Raw genomic sequence first — 20,825 nt, forward strand, 5'->3', positions numbered from 1 at the left:
GCGGTACCGGCAAGGGAGGCGGACGTCTCGATCAGGCGTTGGCGAGCACCTTGGTGGCGTCGGCCAGTGCGGCCACGACCGTTGCGACCTGCTGCGCGGTCTCGGCGTGCTCCTTGGCGTGCTCGCCGCCGAACTTGCCGAAGGTCTCGCCGACGGACAGCGAGCCGCCGTCGACGACCTTGCCGCCGGCGATTCCGACGACCTTGACCGCGTCCTCGAGCGCCCACTTCGCGGCATTCTGGCTGGGCGACTGGCTGACGATGGCGACGGGCTTGCCGCTCAGTGCACCGGCACCGTAGGGGCGCGACAGCCAGTCGACGGCGTTCTTGAGCACCGCGGAGACGGTGCCGTTGTACTCGGGGGTGACGACCAGCACGGCATCGACATCGGCAGCGGCGTCGCGCAGGGCCACGGCAGCAGCGGGGGCAGCCTCGCCGTCGAGGTCCTCGTTGTAGAACGGAACGTCGGCGAGGCCCTCGTAGAGGGTCACTTCGACGTTCTCGGCAGCGACCGCCGCGGCGGTCTCGGCGATCTGGCGGGAGATGGAGCCGTCGCGCAGGCTGCCGACGAGGGCGAGAACTCGGGTCATGGGAACATCCTCGGGTCGAAGTGGTTGACTACGCAATGTTAAACGGACCGCGGTCCGCTTTATTCCCCGCCCCGCTAGAGTGTGACCTTGTGAACACTCGCCCCCTCCCGCACGCGGACGGTCGGGCGCTGCCTGCGGCGAACAGTCGGGCCCTCCCTCTGGCGGACGAGCGACTCTCCGAACGGGGCGACGCAGCGCGCAATCGTTCCCGTCTGCTCGACGCCGCCGCCCTGCTCGTCGCCGAACGCGGCGTCGACGCCGTGACGATGGACGCCGTCGCTGCGCGGGCCGGGGTCGGCAAGGGCACCGTCTTCCGCAGGTTCGGCTCCCGCGCCGGGCTCGTCCGGGCGCTACTCGACCACAGCGAGCGCGAGTTCCAGCAGGGTTTCCTGTTCGGCCCGCCGCCGCTCGGCCCGGACGCCGAACCCCTGGCCAGGCTCATCGCCTTCGGTCGTGCGCGCATCGAACTCGTCGAGGTGCAGGGCGAACTGCTCCGCGCGGCCGAATCCGCCACCGACTCCCGCTACACCGCTCCCGCCCATCTGGTCTCGCTCGCCCACGTCGACGCGCTGCTGCGTGCCGCCGGCGTCACCGGCGACACCCGATTGCTGGCGACCTCGCTGGTCGCGTCGCTCGAGGCCACCCTCGTGCTCCACCAGTGGCGCGAGCTCGGGCATCCGCTCCGCCGACTCGCCGACAACTGGGCCGAACTGGCACACCGCGTCGTGACCGGCCGAGGTACCCATGAAACCGGGTCGAGCGCCGTACCGTAACGGCATGATTCGCACATTCCGGGTGCTCGCGGTCGTCTCCCTGGCAGCGGTGGCCGCCGCGTGCAGCACCGATTCGGATTCGGCCGACACCCACTCCGCGGAGGACCTCACCGGCCGCACCTTCGTCTCGACGAGCGTGACCGGCACGCAGATCCCGGGCGACGGACCGATGGTCGTCGAGTTCCCGGACGACGGACGCATCTCCGCGACTGCCGGCTGCAACCGCTTCGTCGGCGGTGTGGACCTGGCCGACGGCCGAGTGAAGACATCGAACCTGGCGAGCACGATGATGGCCTGCCTGCCGGAACGCGAGGGAGCCGACGCCTGGCTCACCACGCTGTTCGGCGCCGAGCCGCGCTGGTCGCTCGACGGGAACACCTTCACGCTCACCGGCGACGACATCACGGTCTCGCTCGAGGACGAGAAGGTGGTCGACCCCGATCTGCCGATCGCCGGCACCGAGTGGGTGGTGACCTCGCTGCGCACCGCCGACGCCGTCGTCAGGTCGGTCGCCCTGGAGAACGCCGCGCCGACACTCACACTGTCCGACGACGGCACCCTCACCGGGAACACGGGGTGCAACGAGTTCGGCGGCAGCGCCGAGGTCGGCGACGATGTCATCCTGTTCGAACCGCTCACCATGACCCGCGCGGCGTGCGCCGATCCCGAGGTCGCCGACATCGAGACGCACATCCTGAACGTGCTCGCAGGTGAGACCACCTACGCCGTCCAGGGCTCGTCGATGACCCTCACCGCGGCGAACGGCACCGACGGACTGGAGTTCACGGCCCGCTGACCCCTCCTCGGTACCGTGAGACCCATGCCGGGAGCAGTCCGCGTGGTCGTCGTCCTCGCACTGGGTGCGCTGCTGTCCGGGTGCGGCATGTTCGGGTCGTCGCCGTCCGACCCGATCGGCCGCCGTTACGTCTCGACCGAGGTCGAGGGGCGGCCCATCCCCGGCGGCGGCCCGCTCCAGTTGTCGTTCCCCGCCCGGGAGCGGGTCGCGGCATCCGCCGGATGCAACCGGTTCACCGGCACCGCCGACCTGTCCGGGGGCAGGATCCGTGCCGGGACGCTCGCGTCCACGAGGATGGCGTGCCCTCCCCCGCGCGACGGCGCCGACGACTGGGTGCGGACGCTGTTCGCGGCCACCCCCCGGTGGACTCTCGACGGAGAGGTGCTCACCCTGACCACCGGCGCGGTGACCGTCACCCTCACCGAACGTACGGACGGGCGCTGAGGCCGGCCGAGAGCGAATCGTTCAGTAACGCTCGACGAGCCACCGCGCGAGTTCCCGTGCGCTGCGGTCGACCTGCTTCGGCCAGTCGAGCGCCGAATCGTCGGCCCGGTCGCTCACGTGCTTGACGAGCCGGCACCGCGCGCCCATGCGGCGGGCGGCGTAGGCGACCGCGAAACCCTCCATGTCGACGAGATCGGCGCGGGCGGACAGCGCGTCGCGGATCTCGGCGTCCGAGACGAACGAATCGCCGGTGGCGAGCACGCTGCCGTCACCCTCGTCGATCTGCACGACGTCCTGCACGGGGTGACCGAGGCTCTTCAGGATCTCGCTGCTGATGTCGTGGTTGATCGCGGCGGACGGCAGGAACAGTCCCGAGTGGTGGGTGTGCAACGCGCCGGCGGTGCCGATGTTCACGACGAGCGGTCGCGCGTCGGCCGGATACGCCGCGAGCGCCGCGGTGACGGCCACCGCTGCGTCGACCTTCCCGATCCCGGTGATCACCGTCTCGTAGCGTTCCGGGACGTGCGCCGCCTCGGCGCGGGTTGCGGATACGACGAGGATCCCGTTCACGTACTGCCTCCGAGTTCGAGGGTCGCGAGTGCCGCCCGGTGCAGCTCCCGCCCGTACCCGGCACCGTATCCCGCGGCATGCACCGCCAGGGGATGCAGCTGGTGCACGGGCACCCGCTGCTCCCACCCGGCGCGCAGCGGATGCGCCGACTCGTAGCCGTCGACGACCCGGCCCAGGTGCGGGCAACCGAAGAGCGCGAGCATCGCCAGATCGGTCTCGCGGTGGCCGCCGTGCGCGGCCGGGTCGATGAGGACGACGCCGCGCGGCGACCACAGCACGTTGCCGTTCCACAGGTCTCCGTGCAGACGCGAAGGCGGATCCTCGTCGTCGAAGGCTCCCGCGGCGACGAGATCGCAGGCGGCCTCGATGTCGCGGCACTGCCGGTCGGTGACGCTGCCCGCCTCGACGGCGCTGCGCAGGAAGGGCAGCACCCGCTCTGCGATGTAGAACGATCCCCAGGTGTCGTGCACGGTGCGGCTCATGGGACGGCGGCCGATGAACAGCTGCCCGTCGTAATCGTCGGGTGCCGCACCGAAACCGGCGGCGCCCGCGTCGTGCATCCGGGCGAGTGCCGCACCGAACTCCCGTGCGGCCTCGGCGGCCGGGGAACTTTCGGCGATCCGCTCGAGTTCGATGTGGTGCCCGCTCACCGACCGCACCGCCGCGACCGGCATACCGGCCTCGGCGAGCCAGGCCAGACCGGCCGCCTCGGCCCGGAAGAAATCCGGATGCGCGTGCGGGTCGTGTTTGCGGAAGACGTCTCCGGTGCTCACCCCGAAGAGTCTGCCCGCGCACTCTTCGCCCCGCCCTCTTCTCCGTTGTATCGCAGCAGTAACACGGGAACGCTAGGGTCGTGAAGATGACGAACCTTCGCGATCGGATCATCGAAGAACTCGGGGTGAAACCCTCCATCGACCCACGCGCCGAGATCGACGCGCGGGTGCAGTTTCTCGCCGACTACCTGCGCAGCACTCCCGCGAAGGGATTCGTGCTCGGCATCAGCGGCGGGCAGGACAGCACTCTCGCCGGCAAGCTCGCCCAGCTCGCCGCGGAGAAGCTCCGCGCCGAAGGCCACACGGCGGAGTTCGTCGCGGTCCGCCTGCCCTACGGCAAGCAGGCCGACGAGCACGACGCCCTCGTCGCACTGGAGTTCATCGGAGCGGACCGCACTCTCGGTGTGGACGTGAAGCCCGGTGCCGACGCGACGGCGTCGGAAGCGGCTCGCGCGCTGTACGGCGCCGAGACGCGTCTACGCGACTTCGTGCGCGGCAACATCAAGGCCCGCGAACGCATGATGATCCAGTACGCGATCGCCGGAGAACTCGGCTACCTCGTGGTCGGCACCGACCACGCCGCCGAAGCGGTGACCGGTTTCTACACCAAGTACGGCGACGGCGGCGTCGACATCACTCCGCTGGCCGGTCTCACGAAGCGGCAGGGCGCGGCGCTGCTGCGCGAACTCGACGCACCCGAGAGCACCTGGATCAAGATCCCCACCGCCGATCTCGAGGACGACCGTCCGGCGCTGCCCGACGAGGAAGCGCTCGGCATGACCTACAGCGAGATCGACGACTATCTCGAGGGAAAGGACGTCACCGACGACCTCGCCAAGCGCCTCGAGACCAAGTTCCTCGACACGCGGCACAAGCGCGTGATGCCCGTTGCGCCCTTCGACACCTGGTGGCGCGAGGATTAACCACCCGCGAAGGGCGGCAGGACGTCCACTCGGGACCCGGCCGGTCGGCCGAGGTCCCGGGTGAGTTCGCCCGTGCCGCCGTCGCCGGGTTCGAGCAGGAAGGCTGCCACCGACAGCACCCGCTCCATGCCGGTCCCGTAACGGTCGACGAGGACGGCACGCAGCGCGCCGAGATCGGCGCCCTCCGGCAGGTCGATCGTGTCCTTCTCGCGTCCGGCCGCGTCTGCTGCGGCCGCGAAGTACCGCACCTCGATCCCGGTCGTCACCTCAGCCACCGATAGCTCCCATGCTCCGCTGCGGCGGCGCGAAGTCCGCCGCGTCCATGCCGTGTCCGGCCCACTTGTTCCACATCGCTCCGCGCCACAGCGCGGCGAGTTCCTCGTCGGTGGCGCCGCCCCGCAGGGCAGCGCGCAGGTCGGTCTCCCGGTCGCTGAACAGGCAGGAGCGGACCGTTCCCTCGGCCGTCAGCCGCGTGCGGTCGCAGTCGCTGCAGAACGACCGCGTCACCGACGCGATGATCCCGACGGTCGCCGGTCCGCGGTCAACGAGCCAGCGTTCGGCCGGCGCGGACGGATCCTCGCGTTCGGTCTCCGTGAGCGTGAACCGCCGCCCGAGGACGTCGAGCAACTGCTGGGCCGGCACCATCTGCGAGCGCGCCCAGTTCTGATCGGCGTCGAGGGGCATCTGCTCGATGAACCGCAGTTCCACGCCCTCGTCCAGGCACCACGCGAGCAGGTCGGCCGCGCCCTCGAGGGTTTCCGGCATCAGGACGGCGTTGACCTTGACCCGACCCAGTCCGGCCGCCACCGCGGCACGGATGCCGTCGAGCACCGAATCGAGCCGGTCGCGGCGCGTGAGCCGCGCGAAGTGCTCGCGGTCGATGGTGTCGAGGGAGATGTTCACGCGGGTCAGTCCGGCGTCCGCGAGCGCCTGCGCACGGTGCCGGAGACCGACCGCATTGGTGGTCAGCGCGATCGGCAGCCCCGGGGTCTCCTGCGCGCACCCGGCGACGATCTCCTCGAGATCGCGGCGCATGAGCGGTTCCCCACCGGTGAAGCGCACCTCGTGGACACCGAGCCGGCCGGTCGCGATCCCCACCAGCCGTACGATCTCGGCGCTCGTGAGCAGCTGGTCGCGCGGAATCTCGGGAAGACCCTCGGCCGGCATGCAGTAGGTGCAGCGCAACGAGCACTTCTCGGTGAGGGATACACGCAGGTCCCGGGCGATGCGACCGAAACGATCGAGGAGTTCGGGCACGTCGGGCCGATCGGACACGTCGTCTGCGCGATCGCGCACGACCGGGATGCCCATGTCCACCGCTGTCATACGACCATCGCTTTCATACAGCCCAGTATGCCCACAACCGCAGATCGTGACACCGCATCCGGACAGACGGGGCACACGCGGCGCGTCGTCGACGGCGGGACACGGCCCTCGTGTGCCTAGGATGGCGGCATGACGAGCGGCAAGCGGTCCGTGGAGGAACACGAACAGCACGTGGCGGCGTTGCTCGACCCGTTGCGGAAGAAGAGCCCGTTGCGTGTGCCGCTCGCGCACGCGCTGCACCGCACCCTCGCGGAGGACATCGAGTCCCCGCTGGACCTGCCGCCCTTCCGCAACTCCCAGATGGACGGCTACGCGGTCCGCGCCGGCGATCTCGCATCGACCCCCGCCGACCTGCCCGTCCAGGGCGTGCTGGCCGCGGGCGACACCGTCGCGGCACTCGAACCGGGGCACGCTCTGAAGATCATGACCGGCGCTCCTGTCCCGGACGGCGCCGACGCCGTCGTCCCCGTCGAGGACACCCGTGCGACCACCGCGGACTCGAACGGCGCCGGCACCGTGACGGTCGAGCGCAGCGTCACGCCCGGCACCTATGTGCGTGAGGCGGGAACCGACGTCCGCAAGGGCGATCTGTTGCTTCCCGCGGGCACGGTCCTCGCCGCCCGCCACATCGCCGCGCTCGCCGCCGTCGGCCTCACCTCGATCCCCGTCCGCGCACGGCCGCGGGTCGCGATCATCTCGACCGGCAGCGAACTCATCACGGCCGGGAGCGAACTCGGACCCGGCCAGATCTTCAACTCGAACGGACCGGCGCTGGCCGCGAGCGCATCCGCCAACGGCGCCGACGTCGTGACCATCGACCACTGTCACGACGATCCGGAGGAGTTCGTGACGATGCTCGAACACGCCGTGAGCGTCGCCGACGTCGTGTTCACCTCGGGCGGGGTATCGAAGGGCGACTTCGAGGTCGTGAAGGACACGCTCGCACCGCGGGGCGGGCAGTTCGTCTCGGTGGCGATGCAGCCGGGCGGCCCCCAGGGCACCGCCGTGGTCGACGACGTGCCGATCCTGACCTTCCCGGGCAATCCCGTCAGCGCGCTCGTCTCGTTCGAGGTGTTCGCGCGACCCGCACTGCGGGCCGCCGCCGGCTATCCGCCCGTGGTGTGCGAGAACCTGCCGCTCACCGAGGATCTCACGTCGATCCCGGGACGCCGGCAGTTCCTGCGGGGACGGCTCGACGAGAACGGGGTGACCCCCTTCCGCGGGCACGGATCGCATCTCGTCGCCGGACTCGCCGCCGCCGACGTGCTCCTCGACATCCCCGCCGACACCACCTCCCTCGAAGCCGGAGACCTCGTGAAAGTACGGATCCTGTGACCGATCTCAGCCACCTGGACGACCAGGGACGCGCCCGCATGGTGGACGTCTCCTCGAAGACCGACACCACACGGATCGCCGTGGCGGCAGGCGAACTCGTCACCACTCCCGAAGTGGTCGCGCTCGTCCGCGCCGACGACATGCCCAAGGCCGACGTCCTGGCCACGGCCCGCATCGCCGGCATCGCGGCGGCGAAACGCACCTGGGAGCTCATCCCCCTGTGCCACCAGCTGGCGCTGTCGTCGGTGAAGGTGATGTTCGACTTCACCGACACCTCGATCACGATCGAGGCCACCGCGAAGACCAAGGGCCCGACCGGTGTCGAGATGGAGGCCCTCACCGCGGTCGCCGTCGCCGGCCTGACCCTGCACGACATGGTCAAGGCCGTGGATCCGGCCGCCGTCCTCGACGGCGTGCGGCTGATCTCCAAGGAGGGCGGCAAGCGCGGCCACTGGACCCGCGACGACGCACCGGGCCGGGACGAGACCGCCGGGGCCGACGAACAGCCCGTGGGGGAGACCGGACGCTCCGCCGCCGTGGTCGTCGCGTCGACCGGTGTCGCCGCGGGCACCCGTGAGGACCGCACCGGCCCGCTCATCCGGTCGTGGCTCGAGGACAAGGGATTCACGGTCCGCGGCCCTCTCGTGCACGCGGACGCCGACATCGCCGCCGGTCTCGCCGACGCGGTCCGTCCCGGCCCTGCCCTGGTCGTGACGACCGGCGGAACCGGGGCGTCGCCGACCGACGCGACCCCCGAAGCGACTCTCGCCCTGCTCGATCGCGAACTGCCCGGTATCGCGGAGTCGATCCGGCAGCGTGGACTCGAGGTCACCCCGCACGCCGTGCTCTCGCGCGGCGTCGCCGGTCTCGTCGGCCGCACGGTCGTCGTGAACCTGCCCGGCTCGCCCGGCGGGGTGAAGGACGGTCTCGCCGCCCTCGACCCGATCCTCGACCATCTGTTGGCACAAGTCGCAGGAGGCGGCGCTCATGAGTGAACTACTGGCCCGGATCTCCTCGGAACCGCTCGATCCCGCAGCGGTGGACGCCGCGGTGGCGGGCGCCGAACACGGTGCGGTGGTGCTCTTCACCGGTGTCGTCCGTAATCACGACGGCGGGCAGTCGGTGACCGCGCTGCAGTACCAGGCCCATCCGGATGCCGAAGCGTTCCTGCGGCGGTGCTGTGAGGACGTCGCGGCGAAGTCCGGGCTGCCGGTCGCGGCGGTGCACCGAGTGGGCGATCTCACCATCGGCGATCTCGCACTCGTCGCGGCGGTCGCCGCCCCGCACCGCGCGGAAGCCTTCGCCACCTGCGCCGAACTGGTGGAACGCATCAAGGCCGAGGTGCCGATCTGGAAGCGTCAGCACTTCACCGAGGGCGCCTCCGAATGGGTGGGTCTGTAGCCGGGACGACGGGTCGGACGTACCCCGTGCGGTAGGGTGACATGGTTCGGGCGTCACGACGACGCCCACCGTCGTGGGATACCGGCGGCCCGGGATCGTGCCCGGCCCGCACGCACAGATGCAGTACGCACAGATGCACCGGCTTTCCTTGCGGCGATCGCACAGCACCACGGGCACGGCCCGTCGAGTGCACACACGCCGCATCGAAAGGCAGCGCTGTTCCATGACCACATCCTTCTCCGATCTCGGGGTGCCCCGCCCGCTCGTCGCCACGCTGAACGACGCCGGGATCACCAGCCCCTTCCCCATCCAGGTGGACACTCTCCCCGACACCCTCGCCGGTCGCGACGTGCTCGGCCGCGGACGCACGGGCAGCGGTAAGACCCTGGCCTTCTCGATCCCGCTCGCCGCTCGTCTCGCCGGCAGGAGCACCCGGGCGGCCGGCCGGCCGCGCGGCCTGATCCTGGCACCCACCCGCGAATTGGCGACCCAGATCGCCGCGGCGATCGAACCGCTCGCGCATTCGTCCGGACTGAAGGTCACCACGATCTTCGGTGGCGTGTCGCAGAAGCGCCAGGTCGAAGCCCTGCGTCGCGGTGTCGACATCGTCATCGCCTGCCCGGGCCGCCTCGAAGATCTCATGCGCCAGAAGTTCGTCGCGCTCGACGACGTCGAGGTCACGGTGCTCGACGAGGCCGACCACATGGCCGACCTCGGATTCTTGCCGGGCGTCACCCGCATCCTGACGGCGACACCGAAAGACGGTCAGCGGCTGCTGTTCTCGGCCACCCTGGACAACGGCGTCGACAAGCTCGTCAAGCGGTTCCTGAAGAACCCGGTCATGCACTCGGTCGACGAGGCCACCTCCCCCGTCGCCGCGATGACCCACCACGTCTTCGATGTCGCGGGCATGGAGGCGAAGAAGGACCTCGTCCGCACCCTCGCGTCGGGTACCGGTCGCCGAATCCTGTTCATGCGCACCAAGCATCAGGCCCGCAAGCTCGCCAAGCAGCTCACCGACTCCGGTATCCCGGCGGTGGACCTGCACGGCAACCTCTCGCAGAACGCCCGCGACCGCAATCTCGCCGCGTTCTCGTCGGGTGAGGCCCGAGTGCTCGTCGCGACGGATGTCGCTGCGCGCGGTGTCCACGTCGACGACGTCGAACTCGTCGTGCACGTCGATCCTCCGGCCGAGCACAAGGCATACCTGCACCGCTCGGGCCGTACCGCCCGCGCCGGCAGCACGGGCGACGTCGTGACCGTCGTGCTGCCCGACCAGCGCAAGGATCTCGCGGCCATCATGCGCAAGGCCGCGATCGACGTCACCCCGGTGAAGGTGACAGCGGACTCCGAGCACGTGCTCGAGCTCGTCGGCGAGATCGCGCCGCATGTTCCGCCGGCTCCGAAGCAGGCTGCCGCGCCGTCGCGTCCGCAGCGCAACGGCGGCGGTCGGCGGACGTCGGCTCCCCGTCAGGGTTCCACCCAGCGCTCCGGTTCGGGGCAGCGCTCCTCCTCGAGCGGACAGCGTTCCGCGGATGGACAGCGCTCCTCGGGAGGACAGCGTGCGACCGGCGGTCAGCGTTCGGCCGGCGGTCAGCGTTCGGCCGGTCAGGGTGCCGCAACCGGTGGCCGCCGCCGCCCCCAGCGCCGCACCTCCGCTGCACGCTGAGTCCGACCGCCCGCGTCAGCGGGGTGTGAACCGGTGTATCGCGTACATCGCGTCCGCGGACACCGGTTCGGTCGGCACACAGCGCCGTAATCGCTCCCGTACGTCGTCGGCGTCGAGATCGGCGCCGATGACGACGAGTTGCGTCCCGTCGGGCACATCGTCCCGTCGGCCCACCGTGTCGAACCGGATGTGGTCGCCCACGGTGTGCACCAGATAGTCGGCGGTGTGCAATCCGGCGGTGACACGCACATATCCCTTGATACGGAACACCCCTGCGGGCTGGTTCTCGAGGAAATCGACCAGCACGCGGGGGTGTAGTGCGTCTGCGGACTCGAAGGTGATCGCGTCGTAGCCCTCGTGCAGATGGGTGTGCTCGTGGTCGTCCTGCTCGTAGAGCAACCGGTCGAGGGTGAGCTGCTCCCCCGGTTGCGGATCCGGCCGCTCCGGGATGTCGAACAGCAACGCCGGATCGATGCGACCGTGGTCGGTCGAGACGACCGCAGCACGCGAGTTGAGCCGGCACAGGCGGGTCAGCAGATCGTCGTGGGCGTCGCCGTCGATCCGGTCGGTCTTGTTGATCAGCACCAGATCGGCGAGGGCCACGTGCTGTTCGAGTTCGGGATGCTGCGCCGCGGTCGCGTCGAACTCCACCGCGTCGACGACCAGCACGAGCCCACCGTAGGAGACGTATTCGTTCTCCGAGCCGGCGACGAGCCGGATCATGTTGCGGGGCTCTGCGAGTCCGCTCGCCTCGACGACGATCACGTCGAGATCGGACGAGCGGTGGGCGAGCTTGTCGAGCATCGCGTCCATGTCGCTGACATCGACTGCGCAGCACAGACATCCGTTGCTCAGTGAGACCATCGAGTCGACCTGCCCCGCGACCATCATCGAATCGATGTTGACGGAACCGAAGTCGTTGACGATCACACCGATCCGCGCACCTCGGGTGTTGCGCAGCAGGTGGTTGAGCAGCGTCGTCTTCCCCGCGCCGAGAAATCCGGCCACCACGATCACCGGGATCTGCTTCTTCGCCATGATGGTGAGACTAGCGGGGCGCTCGTGCGCGGTTCCGGCGGCGACCGCCACCGGAACCGCGCACCGGCGGCATCAGCTGCCGCGCTTGATCCATTCCTCGAGATGCGGCGATTCGGTGCCGATCGTGGTGCCGTCGCCGTGACCGGTGTGCACCTTCGTCTCCGCGGGCAGGACGAACAGCTTGTCGCGGATCGACCCGATGATGGTCGGGAAGTCCGAGAACGAGCGGCCCGTCGCGCCCGGTCCGCCGGAGAACAGGGTGTCGCCGGTGAACAGCTCACCCGCTTCCGGCAGGTACAGGCAGGTCGAGCCCGGCGAGTGCCCCGGCGTGGCGATCGCCTGGATGTCGGTGCCGGCCACCCGGATCCGCTCGCCGTCCTCGAGCGTGCCGTGCGCGACACCCGGGTGGGTCATCTCCCACAGCACGTCGTCGGCCGGGTTGAGCAGGATCGGCGCGTCGAGCTTCTCGGACAGTTCCGGCGCCACGGTGATGTGGTCGTTGTGCGCGTGCGTGCACACGATCGCCACGACCTTCCGTCCACCGACGGCGTCGATGATCGGCTGCGCGGTGTGCGCGGCGTCGATCACCACCACCTCGGAGTCGTCGCCGACGAGCCAGATGTTGTTGTCGACCTCCCATTCGCCGCCGTCGAGCGCGAAGGTGCCCGACGTGACGACCCGGTCGACGCGGATCGGCGAGGTGCTCACAGGACCACCACCGAACGGAGGACCTCACCGCGGTGCATCGTCTCGAACGCCTTCTCGACGTCGTCGATGCCGATGCGCTCGGTGACGAACTTCTCGAGCGGCAGGCGTCCCTGCTGGTACAGGTCGACGTAGGTCGGGAAGTCGCGCTCGGGCAGGCAGTCGCCGTACCACGAGCTCTTGAGCGAGCCGCCGTGCGAGAAGAAGTCGATGAGCGGCATCTCGAGGGTCATGTCCGGGGTGGGCACGCCGACGAGGACGACGGTGCCGGCGAGGTCGCGGGCGTAGAAGGCCTGCTTGTAGGTCTCCGGGCGGCCCACGGCCTCGATGACGACGTCGGCGCCGAAACCGCCCGTCAGCTCCTTGATGGCCTCGACCGCGTCGACCCCGGTGGAGTTGACGGTATGGGTGGCACCGAGGTCGGTGGCCCACTCGAGCTTCTTGTCGTCGCGGTCGACGGCGATGATCGTGCCGGCGCCCGCCAGGCGCGCACCCATGATCGCGGCGTCGCCGACTCCGCCGCAGCCGATGACGGCGACGGACTGGCCGCGAGTCACCCCGCCGGTGTTCACGGCGGCACCGAGACCGGCCATGACACCGCAGCCGAGCAGGCCGACAACGGCCGGATCGGCGCTCGGGTCGACCTTGGTGCACTGGCCCGCGTGGACGAGGGTCTTGTCGGCGAACGCGCCGATGCCCAGCGCCGGGGTGAGCTCGGTGCCGTCCTCGAGCGTCATCTTCTGCGTGGCGTTGAAGGTGTCGAAGCAGTACTGCGGCTGGCCGCGCTTGCAGGCGCGACACTGGCCGCACACCGCGCGCCAGTTCAGGACGACGAAGTCGCCCACGGCGACCGAGTCGACGCCGTCACCGACGGACTCGACGACACCGGCGGCCTCGTGGCCGAGCAGGAACGGGAACTCGTCGTTGATGCCGCCCTCGCGGTAGTGCAGGTCGGTGTGGCACACGCCGCACGCGGCGATCGCGACGACGACCTCACCGGGTCCGGGATCGGGGATCACGATGGGCACGACCTCCACAGGCGCTCCCTTCGAGCGAGCGACGACTCCGCGGACTGTTTGCGACATGGTGTCTCCGTTTCGTGATGCGACCGGCTGTGTCCGGTGATTCCGACTTCCGGTGATTCCGACCCTAGCCACTCCCGCGACGCTCTGCCCCTGATCGTTCGACGGGTCCGACCCCGCCGAACGGCCAGGAGGCCATCCGACTTCCCCATTGCCCGATTGGCGTATTTCCCTCGGATTCCGCGTCCGGTGCTCGCAGAAGTGTTCACCGCCGCCACCTCGGAAAAGCCGTCTCCATGTAACGCTCCGACCGGCCTTCACGAAATCCGTTACGACCCGTCGCACTTCGGCGGACCGGCAATTCCTCGGTGAGAAACGGATTGGTAGAGGCCCATGGCACTTCGAAAGTCGCTGTCGCGTCGGAGAATTCTCGCCGGCGTCTTCGCTCCCACCGCACTCGGAGTCGTGGCAGCGGCCGCGATCGTGCTACCCCAGCAGGACACCCCCACCGTGGCCGACCCGTATCTCGCCGGCCTCGCGAAGACCACCGAATGTCACGACATGGTCAGCCTGGGCATCGGCGGTCGCGGCGACATCCCTCGCGACGAGTCGAAGATGCTCGTCGACGAGAACGGCAAAAGGCTTCCTGCCGGCCAGCAGGGCGCCTACAACAGTATGTGGGTGGATCCGGTGATCAACGCCCCGATGGGAGAGCACGCGAACGGCGAGGGCTACGCGGCCATCTACATCGAGTACCCGGCCGACCTCGCCAGCTACGAGAACGCGGTGGACAAGGGCGCCGAGAACACCATCGAGGTCATGAAGGCCATCCGGCGGTCCTGCCCCGACACCCAGTTCGCCATCGTCGGCTTCAGTGAGGGCGCCGACGTCGCGCGCCGCGCCGCGATGCAGATCGGTGCGCAGGAGAAGGGCGAGGACGGTTCCTGGGACATCATCGATCCCGACGCCGTCAGCGGCGTCGTCATCCTCTCCGACGCCGGCCGCCAGGCGGGCGAAGGCTTCTTCCCCGGTGCGGAGAACGGCACGAACCCCGACGGTTTCGATCGCCCCTACCAGCCCGGCGGCGACGCCGTCCCCGGACGCGGCGTCCTCCCCGACACGAACGGCGGCTTCGGTCATCTCGCCGGCAAGGTCGCCTCGTTCTGCTCCGAGGGCGACTTCACCTGCTCGGCACCCGAGAACATCGCGCTGATCGAACTGCTCGCGAACGTGGGCCGTCAGGTCAACGGCGACGCTCTCGAGCGCGAGGGCCTGACCCCCGCGACCGGCGCAGATCTCGCCCAGGTCGTCGGCCGGGTCGCACTGCTCGCTCTCGCCGACATCTCGGCGAACCCGGACTGGATGCGGTCGGACGAGACCTTCCTCGAGGTGCTGATCAAGGTCTCCGACCCGAGCTACGACCCCGCCACCGCACGCCCCACCACGCCTGTGGCCGCCGACGCCGACGAGGACGCGACCGGAGAGGACGGCGCGGAGGCGCCCATCCCCGCGGAGCGTCTGTCCAACCTCGCGTACCTGCCGGAGAAGATCGTCAAGGAGGTCGTCGGGTTCATCCGGAGCAACCAGAACACCCTCGCGGTGGTGCTCGCCGACCCGTACGACCAGACCTTCGGCTACAACGAGGAGACTCGGGACCACTACGGTCACCACTTCGACTACTGGGACGACGACATCGACGGCAAGGGCACGTCCACCGTCGAGTACGCCGCCGCCTGGCTCGAGCACCTGGCCCGCGAGGCCAGGGAGGGCAAGAAGGTCGATCCGAAGAAGGTCGACCAGACCGCGGTGCTCATGATCGCCGAGGAGACGGCGAAGGCCGAGAGCGCCGAGGTGTCCACCACGCCGGAGACCTCGCCGTCCTCGACCGTGAGCGACGATGCGACGGTCGCCGACAGCAGCGTGCCCGCCGCCGTCGACGGCGCCCCGGCTCTCGCGGGCGACCCCGCCGCACCGGTGGATCCGCTCGCGACCGAGGCGGGCGTGCCGGCGGCCACGTCCACCCCGGTGACCACCACGGCCCCGGTCCCCACCCCGTCGGAGACCACGACTCCGGCCACGGGCGAGACCACCACCGACGCCGGATCGACCACCTCCGGAACGCCCACGACGACCGTCGCACCGACGACGACCACGTCGCCGGCACCGGCTGCCTGACCGTCCTCGACGGGCCACCCGACGACCGAGAACTCGGCGTCAGCCCGCGGCGCGGACCCCGGCCTCTGCACCGAGAGCCGCGGCCTCACCGCGAGTGCTGACGCCGAGTTTTCGTAGTACGCCGGCCACGTGGAACTTCACCGTCGACTCGCTCACGCCGAGGCGTTCGGCGATGACGCGGTTGCGCCGTCCGGCCACGAGATGTTCGAGGACCTCGATCTCCCGGGGCGCGAGGGCGGCGAGCGCATCGAGGGCGGGGCCGTCCGTCGCGGCGATCGGCAGGTCGAGCGGGAAGCTCACCGCGACCCGTGTCCCCCAGCCGGGCGTCGATTCGGATTCGATTCCACCGCCGAGGGTTTCGACGCGGTCGCGGAGCTGGCGTCCGAGTTCGACGACGTCGATCTCGCCGTTGCCGTCGTCGCGCACGTCCACCAGCAGGGTCGAGTCGTCGCAGGTCCACGCGACGCGCACCCGCGTCACGTCGGTCTGACCGGACATCGCCAGCACCGCGCCCCGGGCAATCGCGCGTGCCGCGTGCGCGACCTCGCCGGGCAGTCCCCGCCCACCCACCGGCGGAGCGACCATCTGCAGGTCGAGCGGACGGTGCCGCACCAGATCGCGCAGTTCACCGTGGAGTCGGGCGAACGCGGTGGTCAGCGCCTCCTCCGCGAGTTCGCGGTGCAGGTCCACCGCCGATCGCAGGCCGATCAGGGCCTCGGTCGCCGTCTCCCGCGCCGTGGTCCGGGCACGGGTGTCGTCGAGATCCTTCGACCGCAGGGTCGCGAGGATGGTCTCGAGGGTCACGGCATGGGATTCGGTGAGTTCGGCGACGGTGCGGGCCCGCTCCGCCGAGGCGGCCCGCGATTCCGCGAGGTAGGCCGGGCTGGCGGTGTGCACCTGCAACCGGATGCCGGTCGCGACCACGCCGAACGCCGCTCGCACGAGGTCGAGGGCCGCGGACGTGGCCCGGGCCCCGCGCGGCACGAGCACCAGGAGCGTGTCGGTGCTGTCGAGGATCGCGCACACCTCACGATCGCGACCGGCGAGACGGAAGCTGCCGCGCCGGATCTCCCCCGCGGCGAGTTCGTTCCGCACCCGATCCAGCTCGGCGATGGTCACCCGGTCGACGATCGACGGGTCGCCGGCCACCTTCCGCGGCCGTCCGGTGCATTCCCTCGTGAAGATCACCATGGCGCTGTGCGGAGCGAGGTCGTCCACATAGGTGGAGAAGCGCTGCGCGATCTCCGCGAGCGGACCGGTCAGGACGTCGCGCAGTTCGGCGATCAGGACCTCGGGACGACGGGCAGCGGGACTCACGTGCCCACGATATCGGCGTCCACCGGCGCCCTTCCCGGCGAGCCATCCCTCGGCGACGCGAGCATCGCGTACTGCGCACTTCGGCCCCTCGCACCCCGACCGGCGGTAACATTCCGACCACTGGGGCGACTTCGATTCCTCGTCCGTGGGAGGTGCTGCGAACCGTGGCGGACCCCCGCTCGACGACAGGCACCGCGACCGCGATCGACGGTCGCGACGGGTTCCCCGCGACCGTGCCCGGTCTGCTGCTCGACCGGGTGTCCCGCTCCCCCGACTCCGTCGCCTACCTGCGTCCCGACGGCGAGCGGTGGCGCCCCTCGACCTGGGCGGACGTTCGACGGGAGGTCTTCGACCTCGCAGCGGGATTGATCGGCCGGGGTGTGGAAGCCGGATCGCGGGTCGCGATCTGCGCGACGACCTGTTACCGGACCGTCGTCGCCGACCTCGCGATCACATGCGCGGGCGGCGCCACCGTCCCGATCTATCCGGCCACCCGCGACGACGAGGTGCGGTCACAGATCCGGCGTGCGCACGCCGTCCTCACCGTCGCCGACCGGCCGATCGCCGCCACCGATCTCCTGGGCACCGACGGACTCGACGAGCTCGCCGCCGAGGGTCGTCGTCTGCTGCGCACCGACCCCGGCGTCGTGGAGCGACGGATCGCGGCGCTGTCCCCGGACGACGAGGCCGCGCTGATCTACACGGCGTGCGAGGACGGCCGCACCAAGGGCGCGTGCCTGACCCATCGGGGCACGACCTACGGTGCCCGGGCCGTCGCGCAGACCGGCATGATCTCGTCGTCCGACCGTCAGTTGCTGTGGTTGCCGCTCGCGCACGTCTTCGGCCGGTCGTTGCTGATCATGGCCATGCACACGGGTGTGAGCACCGCCGTCGACGGTCGCGCCGACCGCGTCACCGCGAATCTGCGGACGGTCCGGCCGACCTTCCTGGGATCGGTCCCGCACGTGCTCGAGAAGATCGCCCGGCTGGAACGGGACGAGCTCGGGGGCCGGCTCCGCTTCGTCATCTCCGGATCGGCGCGATTGTCCGAAGACGTCGCCCGGCGGTTCGAGCAGCTCGGTGTGCCGGTGCTCGAGTGTTACGGGATCACGGAGACGTCGGGACCGTCGTGCGCGAACCTGCTCGGCGCGCACCGGCCCGGCACGGTCGGCCGGCCGCTGCGCGGCACGGAGGTCCGGATCGCCGATACCGGTGAACTTCTCATCCGCAGTCCCGGAGTGATGACCGGTTACCACGACGATCCCGCGGAGAGTGCCGCCGCGCTCGACGCCGACGGCTGGTTCCACACGGGCGATCTCGCCGAGATCGACGCCGACGGATTCGTCGTCGTGACAGGGCACCGCAAGGACACCTTCAAGACCAGCACCGGAAAGTACGTCGGCCCCACCGCGCTCGCCGACCGCTGGAGGAGGGTGTGCCCGGGCAGCGAACTCGTCGTGGCCGGGGAGCTGCGCCCCTACTGTGTCGGCCTCGTGTTCACCACGGCACCGGAGTCGGTCGTCGCGGCCGCGCTGGAGCAGCTCAACGCCCGATCGGACCCGTGGGAACGCATCCGCCGGTTCACTACGGTGAGCACACCTCCGGACGCGGACGATCTCGACCCGGCCGGGCGCCCGATCCGCGATCGCGTGCTCGCCCGGTACGCCCGTCTCGTCGACGAGCTGTACGCGAACGGTCGCCGCGCGGGTCAGGACGGGTCGAGGCAACCGAAGGCCGTCTGAAGTAAGGTTCGCCTAAGCGCTGGTCGCCGCATGCCGGAAGGCCCGGTCGTCCCGCCGTCCACGATCCCCGGTCCAGGAGAACGCACACATGGCTCGTAGCCTTCGCCCCATCGAGGTCTTCCCGATCACCACGCGGTACCTGACGGTGCTCCGCGTGACGGACGTGAGCCCCGGGATGCGGCGGGTGACCCTCGGAGGCGAACAGTTGCAGGCCCACGTCGCACCGAACGGATATCCGGTCGACGCGTTCCGGTCGGACGGTGTGGACGACGAGTTCAAGTTGATGTTCAAGCATCCCGACCTCGACGAGGCCCTCGGCCCTACCCAGGCCGACGGCGTGGTGAACTGGCCGCGCGATCCGAAGCTGCTCATGCGCACCTACACCGTCCGGCGCTGGGATCCGGTCGCCGGCGAGATCGACGTGGACTTCGTGCGCCACGGCGTGGGTCCCGCGTCGAGCTGGTCGTACCGCGCGGAGCCCGGTGAGACGATCCAGATCGCCGGACCGAAGTCGTCGGCAGGACACCCGCAGGGCGTGGACTGGACGCTCGTGGCGGGCGACGAGACGGCGCTGCCGGCCATCGGGCGCTGGCTCGAGAACTGGCCGGCCGGAGCACGTGGTCAGGTCTTCGTCGAGATCGCCGACGACACCCACCGTCAGGATCTGCCCGTCCCCGACGGGGTGGAGCTGACCTGGCTCGGCCGCGACGGCGCCGAACCGGGCACGACGACGCTGTTGTTCGATGCCGTCACGAACGCCGAGTGGTGGGACGGGAAGGTCTTCGCGTGGGTGGCCGGTGAGGCTCTCACGCTCACCCCGATCCGGCGGTGGCTGCGCAACGAGAAGGGCCTTCCCAAGGAACAGGTGGAGGTCACCGGATACTGGCGGCGCCAGGAGGTCGCGGTATCGGAGGCCGACGCCTCCCTGCCCGATTTCGAGGCGACCGAGGACGAGCGCGACCGCTTCGACGAATTGGCCGAGATCGCACCGGGTTTCGCACTGCGGGTCGCGGCGACCATCGGCCTGGCGGCAGCCTTCGACGCCTCGCCGCGCACCGTCGACGAACTCGCCGTCAAGACGGGGGCGGACCGCACCGGCCTGGGCAGGCTGCTGCGCTATCTCGTCGCCCTCGGGGTGGCCGAAGACCTCGGCGAGGGCCGGTTCCGGCTCACCGGCGTCGGCCGCGAACTCGAGGACGACCACCACATCGAGGAACTCCGCCTCGACGGCGTGCACGCGCAGCGGGAACTGGCGGGCATGCTCGCGCTGCTCGCCGCCGTCCGTACGGGCCACGGGGACGACGCTGAGCGGTTCGGGAAGAGCTTCGCGCAGCGCGTCGCGGACGACATCGCTCTGTCGGCGGACCGGTACGAGCAGGAAGCGGAGATGGCGGCGTACTTCGCCGGCGCCCTCGTCGCGAAGGTGCCCGCCGACGTCTCGACCATGGTGGTCGCCGGTGAGGCGGCGGGTTCCTACGCCCACGCCTTCGTCACGGCGAACCCGTCGGCACGAGCGACCGTGGTGGCCGCGCCGTCGGAGATCGAGGTGCTGCGCCGCGTCCACGGCGAGCACGAGCGGGTCGCGTACGCGCCGGGCAGCATGCTCGAGGCCCGACCCGAACCGGTCGACGCGGTGCTGCTGACCGGGCGGCTGAACGAACTGCCCGACGCCGATGCCGGGCACGTGCTGCAGCAGGCGGCGGCCGGACTGAACCCGGGCGGCCGGATCCTCGTCTTCGGCAACGTGCTCGACGAGAACGCCGGTGAACACGACTACGAGGACGACCTCGTCGACTTCGCGCTCAGCGGTGGTGGGGGTCGTACGCACGAGGACCACCTGGCACTGTTCGAGGCGGCCGGCCTCGCGGAACCCGAGCGCACGACGGTGGGTTGGGGCATGACGCTGTACACGTCCACCGGCTCGGCGGGCTGAGATCGTGGGAATGCAGCGGCCTCGCGACGCGCGGGGCCGCTGCAGAACGACAAGAAGAGCTGCTGCGAGGAAGTCTCCCGCGAGGAATGTCTTCCGAACGGTGGACCTAGCGGGAGGCTTATCGAAACTTGCCCCAGCGCTGGACGGATGGTCCCGAGCCACAGGGCTATTCGGAAGCGTGCGTGTCCACCAGGCGCACCGAGGCGGAGCCTTCCTCAGCTGTCTCGACCGGATGAGGTTCGTCAGGTTCCGGAAGTTCAGGGCCGAGCCGCGGAGGCGCTCCAGGCACCCGTT

General features: G+C 70.2%; 20 protein-coding genes. 11 read left to right on the top strand and 9 right to left on the bottom strand.

Annotated elements, in window-relative coordinates; translation table 11 throughout:
- Positions 1-31 precede the first annotated feature (31 nt).
- Positions 32-589, bottom strand: coding sequence for an NAD(P)H-dependent oxidoreductase (locus LPH33_RS16225; protein WP_016693161.1), 558 nt, complete (start codon positions 587-589; stop codon positions 32-34).
- A gap of 89 nt (positions 590-678) precedes the next feature.
- Between LPH33_RS16225 and LPH33_RS16230 the strand changes: the two genes are divergently transcribed.
- The 3 genes from LPH33_RS16230 to LPH33_RS16240 are packed head-to-tail and all read left to right on the top strand — an operon-like array spanning position 679 to position 2,602.
- Positions 679-1,362: a TetR/AcrR family transcriptional regulator gene (locus LPH33_RS16230; RefSeq protein WP_088897144.1), complete on the top strand. Its 684-nt coding sequence runs from the start codon at positions 679-681 to the stop codon at positions 1,360-1,362.
- 4 nt (positions 1,363-1,366) lie between these two features.
- Positions 1,367-2,158, top strand: coding sequence for an META domain-containing protein (locus tag LPH33_RS16235; protein ID WP_088897143.1), 792 nt, complete (start codon positions 1,367-1,369; stop codon positions 2,156-2,158).
- A gap of 24 nt (positions 2,159-2,182) precedes the next feature.
- Entirely contained in the window at positions 2,183-2,602 is a 420-nt protein-coding gene (locus LPH33_RS16240) for an META domain-containing protein (protein ID WP_026061342.1), read from the top strand.
- A gap of 21 nt (positions 2,603-2,623) precedes the next feature.
- Here the strand turns inward: LPH33_RS16240 and LPH33_RS16245 are convergent, their stop codons facing one another.
- Together LPH33_RS16245 and LPH33_RS16250 are read right to left on the bottom strand one after the other, a co-directional pair.
- On the bottom strand, positions 2,624-3,172 hold the full coding sequence (locus LPH33_RS16245; RefSeq protein WP_016693165.1) for a nucleosidase: 549 nt from the start codon (positions 3,170-3,172) through the stop codon (positions 2,624-2,626).
- Positions 3,169-3,945 carry a fructosamine kinase family protein gene (locus tag LPH33_RS16250; RefSeq protein ID WP_172414869.1) on the bottom strand — a complete coding sequence of 259 codons (777 nt, stop codon included), beginning with the start codon at positions 3,943-3,945 and terminating at the stop codon, positions 3,169-3,171. The genes LPH33_RS16245 and LPH33_RS16250 overlap by 4 nt, the downstream gene beginning before the upstream one ends.
- Before the next feature lie 86 nt (positions 3,946-4,031).
- Here LPH33_RS16250 and nadE point away from each other — a divergent pair, with 86 nt between their 5' ends.
- A complete protein-coding gene (gene nadE / locus LPH33_RS16255) occupies positions 4,032-4,868 on the top strand; it encodes an ammonia-dependent NAD(+) synthetase (protein WP_088897286.1) in 837 nt (278 codons plus the stop codon).
- On the opposite strand, the gene LPH33_RS16260 is transcribed toward nadE, so the two are convergent.
- Together LPH33_RS16260 and moaA are read right to left on the bottom strand one after the other, a co-directional pair.
- Positions 4,865-5,143: a MoaD/ThiS family protein gene (locus LPH33_RS16260; protein WP_172414868.1), complete on the bottom strand. Its 279-nt coding sequence runs from the start codon at positions 5,141-5,143 to the stop codon at positions 4,865-4,867. The genes nadE and LPH33_RS16260 overlap by 4 nt on opposite strands.
- On the bottom strand, positions 5,136-6,194 hold the full coding sequence (gene moaA / locus LPH33_RS16265; protein ID WP_229565145.1) for a GTP 3',8-cyclase MoaA: 1,059 nt from the start codon (positions 6,192-6,194) through the stop codon (positions 5,136-5,138). Before moaA ends, LPH33_RS16260 begins: the two co-directional genes overlap by 8 nt.
- A 129-nt stretch (positions 6,195-6,323) precedes the next feature.
- Between moaA and glp the strand changes: the two genes are divergently transcribed.
- From glp to LPH33_RS16285, 4 genes are all read left to right on the top strand, one after another.
- On the top strand, positions 6,324-7,529 hold the full coding sequence (glp, locus tag LPH33_RS16270; RefSeq protein WP_160877630.1) for a gephyrin-like molybdotransferase Glp: 1,206 nt from the start codon (positions 6,324-6,326) through the stop codon (positions 7,527-7,529).
- A complete protein-coding gene (gene moaCB, locus LPH33_RS16275) occupies positions 7,526-8,524 on the top strand; it encodes a bifunctional molybdenum cofactor biosynthesis protein MoaC/MoaB (protein WP_160877632.1) in 999 nt (332 codons plus the stop codon). Before glp ends, moaCB begins: the two co-directional genes overlap by 4 nt.
- Entirely contained in the window at positions 8,517-8,930 is a 414-nt protein-coding gene (locus tag LPH33_RS16280; RefSeq protein WP_006550376.1) for a molybdenum cofactor biosynthesis protein MoaE, read from the top strand. The genes moaCB and LPH33_RS16280 overlap by 8 nt, the downstream gene beginning before the upstream one ends.
- Positions 8,931-9,153: 223 nt before the next feature.
- Positions 9,154-10,599, top strand: a complete 1,446-nt coding sequence (locus LPH33_RS16285) for a DEAD/DEAH box helicase (RefSeq protein WP_229565147.1) — start codon at positions 9,154-9,156, stop codon at positions 10,597-10,599.
- 15 nt (positions 10,600-10,614) lie between these two features.
- On the opposite strand, the gene LPH33_RS16290 is transcribed toward LPH33_RS16285, so the two are convergent.
- The 3 genes from LPH33_RS16290 to LPH33_RS16300 all read right to left on the bottom strand — a co-directional run bounded on the left by LPH33_RS16290 (position 10,615) and on the right by LPH33_RS16300 (position 13,427).
- On the bottom strand, positions 10,615-11,637 hold the full coding sequence (locus LPH33_RS16290; protein WP_229565148.1) for a CobW family GTP-binding protein: 1,023 nt from the start codon (positions 11,635-11,637) through the stop codon (positions 10,615-10,617).
- A gap of 72 nt (positions 11,638-11,709) precedes the next feature.
- Entirely contained in the window at positions 11,710-12,345 is a 636-nt protein-coding gene (locus LPH33_RS16295; protein ID WP_006550373.1) for an MBL fold metallo-hydrolase, read from the bottom strand.
- Positions 12,342-13,427, bottom strand: coding sequence for an S-(hydroxymethyl)mycothiol dehydrogenase (locus LPH33_RS16300; RefSeq protein WP_016693146.1), 1,086 nt, complete (start codon positions 13,425-13,427; stop codon positions 12,342-12,344). Before LPH33_RS16300 ends, LPH33_RS16295 begins: the two co-directional genes overlap by 4 nt.
- 330 nt (positions 13,428-13,757) lie before the next feature.
- On the opposite strand from LPH33_RS16300, the gene LPH33_RS16305 reads away from it, so the two are divergent.
- Complete coding sequence (locus LPH33_RS16305; RefSeq protein ID WP_229565150.1) at positions 13,758-15,539, top strand: cutinase family protein; 1,782 nt, start codon at positions 13,758-13,760, stop codon at positions 15,537-15,539.
- A 39-nt stretch (positions 15,540-15,578) separates the two neighbouring features.
- Here the strand turns inward: LPH33_RS16305 and LPH33_RS16310 are convergent, their stop codons facing one another.
- Positions 15,579-16,856 (bottom strand): LuxR C-terminal-related transcriptional regulator, encoded by a 1,278-nt coding sequence (locus LPH33_RS16310; RefSeq protein WP_088897134.1) that lies wholly within the window; start codon positions 16,854-16,856, stop codon positions 15,579-15,581.
- A 164-nt stretch (positions 16,857-17,020) separates the two neighbouring features.
- Between LPH33_RS16310 and LPH33_RS16315 the strand changes: the two genes are divergently transcribed.
- On the top strand, positions 17,021-18,598 hold the full coding sequence (locus LPH33_RS16315) for an AMP-dependent synthetase/ligase (protein ID WP_229565152.1): 1,578 nt from the start codon (positions 17,021-17,023) through the stop codon (positions 18,596-18,598).
- 88 nt (positions 18,599-18,686) lie between these two features.
- On the top strand, positions 18,687-20,531 hold the full coding sequence (locus tag LPH33_RS16320) for a siderophore-interacting protein (protein ID WP_229565153.1): 1,845 nt from the start codon (positions 18,687-18,689) through the stop codon (positions 20,529-20,531).
- Positions 20,532-20,825: the final 294 nt, after the last annotated feature.

Origin of the sequence: Rhodococcus sp. RDE2 (genome assembly GCF_020885655.1) — a bacterium.
GTDB lineage: Bacteria > Actinomycetota > Actinomycetes > Mycobacteriales > Mycobacteriaceae > Rhodococcus > Rhodococcus pyridinivorans.

Coding starts and splice junctions, on each gene's coding strand:
- glp (WP_160877630.1), top strand. CDS start 6,324: ATGACGAGCGGCAAGCGGTCCGTGGAGGAACACGAACAGCACGTGGCG.
- LPH33_RS16320 (WP_229565153.1), top strand. CDS start 18,687: ATGGCTCGTAGCCTTCGCCCCATCGAGGTCTTCCCGATCACCACGCGG.
- LPH33_RS16285 (WP_229565147.1), top strand. CDS start 9,154: ATGACCACATCCTTCTCCGATCTCGGGGTGCCCCGCCCGCTCGTCGCC.
- LPH33_RS16280 (WP_006550376.1), top strand. CDS start 8,517: ATGAGTGAACTACTGGCCCGGATCTCCTCGGAACCGCTCGATCCCGCA.
- LPH33_RS16240 (WP_026061342.1), top strand. CDS start 2,183: ATGCCGGGAGCAGTCCGCGTGGTCGTCGTCCTCGCACTGGGTGCGCTG.
- moaA (WP_229565145.1), bottom strand. CDS start 6,194: ATGACAGCGGTGGACATGGGCATCCCGGTCGTGCGCGATCGCGCAGAC.
- LPH33_RS16305 (WP_229565150.1), top strand. CDS start 13,758: ATGGCACTTCGAAAGTCGCTGTCGCGTCGGAGAATTCTCGCCGGCGTC.
- nadE (WP_088897286.1), top strand. CDS start 4,032: ATGACGAACCTTCGCGATCGGATCATCGAAGAACTCGGGGTGAAACCC.
- LPH33_RS16290 (WP_229565148.1), bottom strand. CDS start 11,637: ATGGCGAAGAAGCAGATCCCGGTGATCGTGGTGGCCGGATTTCTCGGC.
- LPH33_RS16225 (WP_016693161.1), bottom strand. CDS start 589: ATGACCCGAGTTCTCGCCCTCGTCGGCAGCCTGCGCGACGGCTCCATC.
- LPH33_RS16235 (WP_088897143.1), top strand. CDS start 1,367: ATGATTCGCACATTCCGGGTGCTCGCGGTCGTCTCCCTGGCAGCGGTG.
- LPH33_RS16300 (WP_016693146.1), bottom strand. CDS start 13,427: ATGTCGCAAACAGTCCGCGGAGTCGTCGCTCGCTCGAAGGGAGCGCCT.